The organism is Paucilactobacillus vaccinostercus DSM 20634 (genome assembly GCF_001436295.1).
In the GTDB taxonomy this organism is placed as follows: domain Bacteria; phylum Bacillota; class Bacilli; order Lactobacillales; family Lactobacillaceae; genus Paucilactobacillus; species Paucilactobacillus vaccinostercus.
The window spans coordinates 1-7678 of sequence record NZ_AYYY01000057.1 but is presented as its reverse complement, the minus strand read 5'-3'; the positions used below and the strand labels follow the sequence as shown (position 1 = coordinate 7678).

The window sequence follows — 7678 nt, the reverse complement described above, 5'->3', positions numbered from 1 at the left end:
TAGTGATAGGGAAGTTTGGCCATGGTTTTACTCAATTAGTTTCACCTCCTCAACTAGGATAAAATTATTATAGCACACAAGCGAACGTAAGTTCCCTATAATATTATAATGATAACATTGAGAAAAATCGTAGAGCTAAATGAGATTACAGTAGAAAAAATGGAAATCATGCCCGACCATGTTCACGCGTTGATAAATTTCAACTCTTACTAATATCGTGAAAGTATTTAAAGGGACCTTTGCACACATTTTTTCGAAAATCACCAAAACTAAAGCGGCAAAAATTCTGAGGGAAGGCCATCTATGGTCTCTCATAGTTACTACCTGAATACCTTAGGCAACATGAGCAAAAATGTTGCGGATCAATACAATATATCCAAAATCAAAATAAAAACGCCTTGCGGCGTTAATACATGGGCATTCATCTACCTGATTAAATCAGGAGATTTCTGCCATATTGCTATATTAAAAAAGCACCGCGAAGCCCAGGGCTGTCGCAAGATGCTTTAGCAAGTCAATTATTTGTATCACGGCAGGCAGTTTCAAAATGGGAACAAGGGGATGCGACCCCCGACCTGAATAACTTAGTGAAGTTAGCTGATATTTTGAACGTTAATTTGGATACCCTGGTCCGTGGCACCGAACCGGCGTCATCTGATCACGACCAGTTCACCGTTAATCCAACCACCGGACTATCTACACGGCGTTACGGCCAAATGAATGGGTGGGACTTTTTAGCTCGGTTTTGGTGGGCTATTTTCGGGCTCGTCGGAATGATTGGCTGGATTTTGATCCAAGTCTTACATTAAAGGTGGGGAGTGGTTGGAGCGATCGTTTCGCCGTTAATGGTGACGGCGTTGCGGCCACTTCTCTTGGAGGTATATAGCGATTTATCCGCGCGCTTGTAAGTATCGAGATAGTTATCGTCACCAATGCGGACGGGTTCTTCACCAATTGAAACCCGAATTTTTAGATCAGTCGCAAACTGAAATTGTAACTGACCAATCTGGGTTTGAATGGCCTGTGAAATGAGCTGGGCCTCATGGTTATCTTGTGCCGCACTCACGTAGATGATGGTAAATTCTTCGCCACCGGTGCGGTAGGCGTGAGCGGTGCCTTCGAGGTTACAAGAAAGATCGTGTAGGCACTGTGCGACGGCCGTCAACACCTCATTACCTGCGAAATGACCATAGGTGTCGTTGATTGATTTGAACCGGTCAATGTCCATGGTATAGATTGCGTAGTGGACATTGTGGGTGACGAAATTTTGATAAACCTGTTCGAGATCGGTAGTGAACGCACCAAAGTTACGCAGGTTAGTCAATTCGTCGTACTTGGCAAGGTGCTCATAGTCTCGTTCTTGTTGAGCACGCTTGAGAAGGGATGCTCCGTAAATCGCACAGCAGGCTTCGAGAATGATGAGAGCCCCGATTTGCCGCATCCAAGCGATGAGGTCTTGTTGTCGATAAATCTGATTAGTCACGATAAGGGCTAATCCGGCGACCGCAACAAATACCGTGCTGTACAAAAACGCATGAACTAGTAACTGGCGTTGTAGTTTAAAGACGATAATTTCCAAGATGACTAAACCGGCCACTTGGGTAATCAGTTGGAGGCTGTATGTGGGAGTATTGGCGAAATACCAGATGATGGTGATACCAATGGTACTGACAAGCTGCCATTCTGAACGATTGATGACGGTTAGGTTGAAGAGGGCAATGATTTCAAGGTTCAGGTAGGTCCAGTGATCGCCGATAAAGACGGTCGACATATGGGCGTTGGTCCATGCCTCGCTGAACAAAAAGAGGATGAATAGCAGACCAAAACAAACTAAAAAAAGATCACGATGGCGTGCAATCCAAGGGGTTTGCACGTTTTCTTTGATCCAGATAAAAAGTGATGTGATTCCCAATAGCACAATGCAATTGGCCACGAGGGAAGACAGGTAGGAAATGGTGAGTAACTTGGTATCCATGACAGACGCTCCGTTGAGAAGTAATAAGGCTATTATAAGCCCACTAATGGGATGATAAAAGGATGAAAAAAGGGTGTGACTTAAGTTAAATCACACCCTTTAGAGGATCAAATCATTATTGAAGTGGTTTCAGTGCCTGATAGCTAACAATAATTTTGGAATTTAGCTCATCTTTGATGGCACTGGAAAGCTTTTTGGAATCGGAAAAATCAATCAGACAGGCGTGTTCGTACCGCTTTTTGATGACCCCTTTAGCGGTCTTTTTAGTCAGACTAGAGTAAAAGAGGGTTTCTTCGCCATCGTGGTACTTTTCGTTAACTTCATTCGGTTTATAGAGACTGGTATTAGTGCCCATTTGTTGATTTTTTGCCATGCATAGTCCTTCTTTCTACAAAATCAGGTTAGATGGCAGCCGGCAAAGCTGGGTCATCACCCTTAACGACGTACATCCTCATTGTATAACTTATTACGCATTAAGTCGATTATTGAGACTGCCCCGTGAAACGAATTGACTAAATTACTAATAAAAAGTGAGTGAATACTATTGACTTAGACTTACTCTAAGGGGTTAGGATAGCGTCATCGCAAAAAAATAATTTGGAGGCAACCAATGACTAAATTTACAGAGCAGATGACCTTTAACTCCGGCGTGACGTTGCGTAACCGGATTGTGATGTCGCCCGTGACAACGGTGCAGAGCTTTACTAACGGGACGGTGACGCAAGATGAGATTCGTTACTACGCACAACGCGCGAAGGGCGTGGGTGCCATTATTACTGGATCGGCTAACGTCCTAGATGCAGGGAAGGGCTGGCCCGGTGAACTCAGTATTGCCGGGGATCAGTACTTACCCGAATTAAAACAGTTAGCCAGTGCCATTCAAAATCAAGGGGCCAAAGCGATTGTGCAAATCTATCACGGTGGTCGCATGAGTGATCCAGCTGCATTGGCGGATCACCAACCGATTGCCCCAAGTGCTGTACCGGTCCAGCATCGTGATCCCAAGGTGCCAGCACCCATTCCCCGGGAAATGACGCTAGCTGAAATTCATGAGACGGTGAAGGCCTTTGGTGAGGGCACTCGGCGTGTAATTGAAGCCGGGTTTGACGGCGTGGAAATTCATGGTGCGAATATGTATCTTTTCCAGCAATTCTTTTCACCACATTCTAACCGGCGGACCGACGAATACGGTGGTAGTTTAGAGAACCGCTACCGGTTTATCGGCGAAGTGATTGATGAAGTTTTGGCAACCGTCGATCAATATGCGAAGCGGCCATTCGCGGTTGGTTATCGGTTTTCGCCGGAAGAGTATTCCACACCCGGAATTTCCTTTGACGATACCAAGTTTTTGATCGAGCAGCTCGTACAGACCCGCTTGGATTATCTACACCTATCGTTAGTGGATCATCGGCATGTGTCAATTGACCCACAGTATCGCGACAAACCAGTGTTAGAATATGTGGCGGAAACGATTGCAGGTCGTAAACCACTTATCGGAGTCGGTGGGGTGCGAACCCGCGATGATGTCAACGAAGTTTTGCAGACCGCTGATTTAGTCGCCGTTGCGCGGCAGCTCATCATGGATCCAAACTGGGTCCAAAAACTAATGTTGGGGCAAGACGAAGACATGGTGAGTGCAGACTTTCGTTCGGCGGTGGAATACGCTAACCTAAGTCGCCCGCTGTATGATTTTGTGGTTGCTTGGCTGGCTGCTAATTCGGCAAAGTAAAGTAATGAAAATAATGGTTAAGTGCGGTATAATATTCACTTCGAGAACTCGTCGCAAGGATGATTGAAGCATTCTTGCCAAATGAAGTCATGACCTTCAACCTCTGTGCTGAAAGTTATACGAGGAGGGATAGACATGGTAAGCCAACAAGCAGCGATTGGTGTTCTTGATTCAGGGGTTGGTGGAATTAGTACCCTGAGAACATTGACGCGGATGTTACCAAACGAAAACTTTATTTTTTACGGTGATTCTGCTAACGCCCCCTACGGCGAAAAGGACGCCGCCACCGTGCAACACTTAACCAGTGCGGTGATCGAGCAGTTACGACAGCGCGATGTGAAAGCCATCGTGATTGCCTGCAATACCGCGACCAGTGCCGCTAAGAGTCAGATGATGACCCAATATCCGGAAATGCCAATTCTAGGAATTGAGCCCGCTTTAAAGATGGCCGTCGATGCCGGTAAACACAATATTTTGGTCATGGGGACACCGCTCACGATCAGTTTACCAAAGTATCGCGCCCAAGTTGATCGTTTCGAGGATCAGACAATGATTCATTCACTCCCTTGTGCTGGTCTGGCGGATTTGGTGGAGCAGGGTCATGACGGCCTTGACCAAATTAACGCCCGGTTGGATGAATTATTGGCGCCTTATCGCGATCAACCGATTGATGCGGTGGTACTGGGATGTACACACTACCCATTTATTGGCCAGTTGGTGGCCCAGCGGTTTGCCCAACCGGTTACCTTGTTTACGGGGTATGAGGGCCTCGGCCATAACCTGATTAAGCAGTTGGATGAGCGCCAGCTACTCCGGCAGGATCACAATCTACAGCAAATTGAATTTATGAGCAGCCGGCAGACGAAGGACGAATTAGCCCTGTATCAGCAACTGTTTCAAAATGGAATCGGTATTTAAGCCCAGTTAAACAAATGAGGAACACGTTATCCGTGATGGATGGCGTGTTCTTTTTAATTTAAATGAACGCTCTTGCCAAATAGTAATAATTACTATTTACATTTTTAGGTGGGTCGTGTATGGTAAATATTGCGCGCAACTCAAAATCAAATAATTAGGAGTGATCATGATTTTAGTCAAGTTTCGCAAAATTTTATTGGCCCTTGTGGCCGTTGTCATGTTGGGAGTTGTCGCGGCCGGCTGTGGTCAGACGACTGATAAAGGAGTAACGCAGGTTACTAATCGTAAAATTCGGGTGGTGACGACCACCGATTTTTATGGTGAAGTCGCGAAAGCCGTTGTTGGCAATCGGGGAACGGTGACCGCAGTGATTCATAATCCCGCGGTTGATCCGCACGATTACGAACCGACAACCAAGGTGGCGAGTGAAGTCAGCAAGGCTGACCTTGTCGTGGCCAATGGTCTCAACTACGATGCATGGATGACTAAGCTAACCCGGAATAGCCATCATAGTGAGTACATTCGGGTCGGTGAAGACGTCCTCAATAAAAAGACGGGTGCGAATCCGCATATTTGGTATCAGCCAACCACGATGGCGAAGTACGCCACTTATTTAGCCACCGAATTAGGGAAAGTTCAACCAAAATCAAAGGCTTATTTCCAGCGAAATGCCAAACGGTATATTCAATCGTTAAAGCCTGTCAATCAGCAAATTAAGCAGTTGAAGCAGGACCGTGCACAGCAAGCAACTCGCGAAGTGTATGTCAGTGAACCAGTGTTTGACTACGCCATTCAGGCGTTAGGGTACCACGTGGGCAATCACTCGTTTGAAGAGGCTGTGGAAAAGGGAACTGATCCGTCGCCCAAAGCCATCCATGCGATGCAAGATGGGATTAAGGCCCGTAAGATTGCCTTCTTTGTGGATAACAAGCAAGTTTCGAGCAAGACGGTGCGCAATTTTGTGACATTAGCCAAGCAAAACGATATTCCGGTGTTAAAAGTAACGGAAACCTTGCCCGCCAATATGACGTACAAGCAGTGGATGTTGTCCCAGTACCAAGATCTAGCGCAAATTCTCGCCCAGAATAAGTAACAAGATAATGTTGTTATTGCAACAATACTGCAGTATACTACTATCAAAAAGATGGTTGTGATGAGATGCAGATGAAACGAGTGATTGGAAATCAAAATTGGCATCGTGCGGCGAGCTGTTATGTTCGCATGCAGGTGTTTGTGTTAGAGCGGGGGCTGGCCATTGATGATGAATTTGATCAAGCGGATCGGGATGGGACCACGTATGCGGTTATTTTCGCGGGCGATCAGCCGGTAGCCACCGGTCGTTATTTACCAATCGATGCTGAGCAGGCCCGCCTGACGCGCATTGCAACGCTGGCAGCGTACCGTGGTCAACATTTGGGAGCCCAAGTCATTCAAGCACTGGAAGATCAGGCTCGTCAGGATGGCAAGCAAACGCTGATCATTCACTCGGAATTAACAGCGAAGGGCTTTTACCAGACGTTGGGGTACCGCCCCAGCTCTGCGGTGTATCAGGAAGATGGCGTGGACTGTCAGACGCTGACAAAACAGGTGGCCAATTAACTGTTTGGTGACAATTGTGAGTGTGTATTGAAGGTTGCTTGCGAAGTGTGTTAAGTTATTAATTGGTTAATTAAAGTGTTTAGTGATAATAAACACTTTAGTCGTTTCAGTCGATCAATCTAAAAATCGAGGTACGGATTAATGACACGCGAGATGATTGTCAGTAACATTACAAGCATTTTATTGGAGCGTAAACAGGATCGAAAGGACATCAATTTCAAGCCCTGTGTCTTTCCAATTACGTTCACGCACAAGAAAAAGGAAGCACCACAGTGTGTAATTTTATCAATTCAGCCGGATGGCACCTACGAAACGCACAAATTTGAGTCTAAGTTTGCGGACATCAAGGATCCCATTCGTGATCGGTATCACGCCGCGTTGTTTGACTGTGACGATGAACCCGAAGAAATGGACGCTTTACTAGACGAGATCAAACAAAACGTTGGTTAACTTGATCTGAATCCCCCCTATTAACGATGTGAATTGTCGTTGGTGGGGGGATTTGTTTGTGCTATATTAGAAAAAAGGGGAGGACGTGGCCATGCAACAGTTTCAGGTATCAGTGCTCGAACAGCAATTTGCCGTATGGATTCTATATTTTTTTGCCTATGCTTTTGTGGGATGGTTATGGGAAAGCAGCTATGTTAGTGTGCGTAAACGCCGTTGGACAAATTCGGGCTTTCTGATTGGCCCGGTGGTACCGGTATATGGCTTTAGCATGATGGCCGTTCTGGCGGTTATCGAACCGTTTGAAAATAACGTGGTGGTGCTGTATGTTCTCAGTGCCCTGCTCATCACGGTAATTGAATACGTCACAAGCTGGTTGATGGAAAAACTCTTTCACGCCCGGTGGTGGGATTATAGTCAGATTCCGCTGAATCTAAACGGTCGGGTAGCCCTGCCAATCTCACTATTTTGGGGATTCGGGGTGGTCGTAATCGTTAAGTGGATTCATCCGTTGATATCGCAGGTTGTCTTGCACCTATCAACGACGTACGGGCTGTTTGCGGGAATTGTTCTGATTGCCATTTTGATGTTTGACTGTGGGTTTACGGTAGCGAACGCAATGGCGTTTGGGGCCGCCACTAAACGGATTGGGGATACCATCGAGGCAAAGAAGATGGAGCTACGGGAACGCTTGGCTGACGAAAGTACGAAATTGGATCAAGATCGTAACTGGTTGGAAGCGTACCAGAATAGTTCAGATGAAACTCGGCGGGGCCTGCGATTAAATTATGTGCAACGCCGGCTTTTACGAAGCTTTCCCACGCTGAAATTGAAAGAAACGAATACGCCCGCTAATGATATTGTTAAAATGATGGAACTACTACACAAGAAACAAAAGTGAACATGAAGATGGCGACTGGATGCCATCTGGTTTCTATAAACCTAAAAAAGAGGCTGGGAAAAAACTAACCAGCCGATGAAAAATAGAGCCAAAATTCTAGAATTATTAG

At 46.0% G+C, this 7678-nt stretch carries 10 protein-coding genes; 8 read left to right on the top strand and 2 right to left on the bottom strand.

The annotated features are described in order from the left end of the window. Nucleotides 1-108: 108 nt before the first annotated feature. Both FC26_RS13220 and FC26_RS08880 read left to right on the top strand, forming a co-directional pair. Nucleotides 109-213 carry a transposase gene (locus FC26_RS13220; RefSeq protein ID WP_083483806.1) on the top strand — a complete coding sequence of 35 codons (105 nt, stop codon included), beginning with the start codon at nt 109-111 and terminating at the stop codon, nt 211-213. Nucleotides 214-437: 224 nt separating this feature from the next. After that, complete coding sequence (locus tag FC26_RS08880; protein ID WP_338045566.1) at nt 438-809, top strand: helix-turn-helix domain-containing protein; 372 nt, start codon at nt 438-440, stop codon at nt 807-809. Here the strand turns inward: FC26_RS08880 and FC26_RS08875 are convergent. Together FC26_RS08875 and FC26_RS08870 are read right to left on the bottom strand one after the other, a co-directional pair. Next, a complete protein-coding gene (locus FC26_RS08875; protein WP_057779773.1) occupies nt 806-1975 on the bottom strand; it encodes a GGDEF domain-containing protein in 1170 nt (389 codons plus the stop codon). The two genes, FC26_RS08880 and FC26_RS08875, sit on opposite strands and share 4 nt — an antisense overlap. Before the next feature lie 115 nt (nt 1976-2090). After that, nucleotides 2091-2348 (bottom strand): hypothetical protein, encoded by a 258-nt coding sequence (locus FC26_RS08870; RefSeq protein ID WP_057779771.1) that lies wholly within the window; start codon nt 2346-2348, stop codon nt 2091-2093. 237 nt (nt 2349-2585) lie between these two features. Between FC26_RS08870 and FC26_RS08865 the strand changes: the two genes are divergently transcribed. The 6 genes from FC26_RS08865 to FC26_RS08840 all read left to right on the top strand — a co-directional run bounded on the left by FC26_RS08865 (nt 2586) and on the right by FC26_RS08840 (nt 7569). Continuing rightward, nucleotides 2586-3704 carry an NADH-dependent flavin oxidoreductase gene (locus FC26_RS08865; protein WP_057779769.1) on the top strand — a complete coding sequence of 373 codons (1119 nt, stop codon included), beginning with the start codon at nt 2586-2588 and terminating at the stop codon, nt 3702-3704. A 135-nt stretch (nt 3705-3839) separates the two neighbouring features. Continuing rightward, nucleotides 3840-4622 (top strand): glutamate racemase, encoded by a 783-nt coding sequence (gene murI, locus FC26_RS08860; protein ID WP_057779766.1) that lies wholly within the window; start codon nt 3840-3842, stop codon nt 4620-4622. A 166-nt stretch (nt 4623-4788) separates the two neighbouring features. Beyond that, on the top strand, nt 4789-5715 hold the full coding sequence (locus FC26_RS08855) for a metal ABC transporter solute-binding protein, Zn/Mn family (RefSeq protein WP_057779764.1): 927 nt from the start codon (nt 4789-4791) through the stop codon (nt 5713-5715). Nucleotides 5716-5786: 71 nt separating this feature from the next. Next, nucleotides 5787-6221, top strand: a complete 435-nt coding sequence (locus FC26_RS08850; protein WP_057779762.1) for a GNAT family N-acetyltransferase — start codon at nt 5787-5789, stop codon at nt 6219-6221. A gap of 141 nt (nt 6222-6362) precedes the next feature. Further along, nucleotides 6363-6671 (top strand): hypothetical protein, encoded by a 309-nt coding sequence (locus tag FC26_RS08845; RefSeq protein WP_057779759.1) that lies wholly within the window; start codon nt 6363-6365, stop codon nt 6669-6671. A 91-nt stretch (nt 6672-6762) separates the two neighbouring features. Next, on the top strand, nt 6763-7569 hold the full coding sequence (locus FC26_RS08840) for a putative ABC transporter permease (RefSeq protein ID WP_057779757.1): 807 nt from the start codon (nt 6763-6765) through the stop codon (nt 7567-7569). Nucleotides 7570-7678 lie beyond the last annotated feature (109 nt).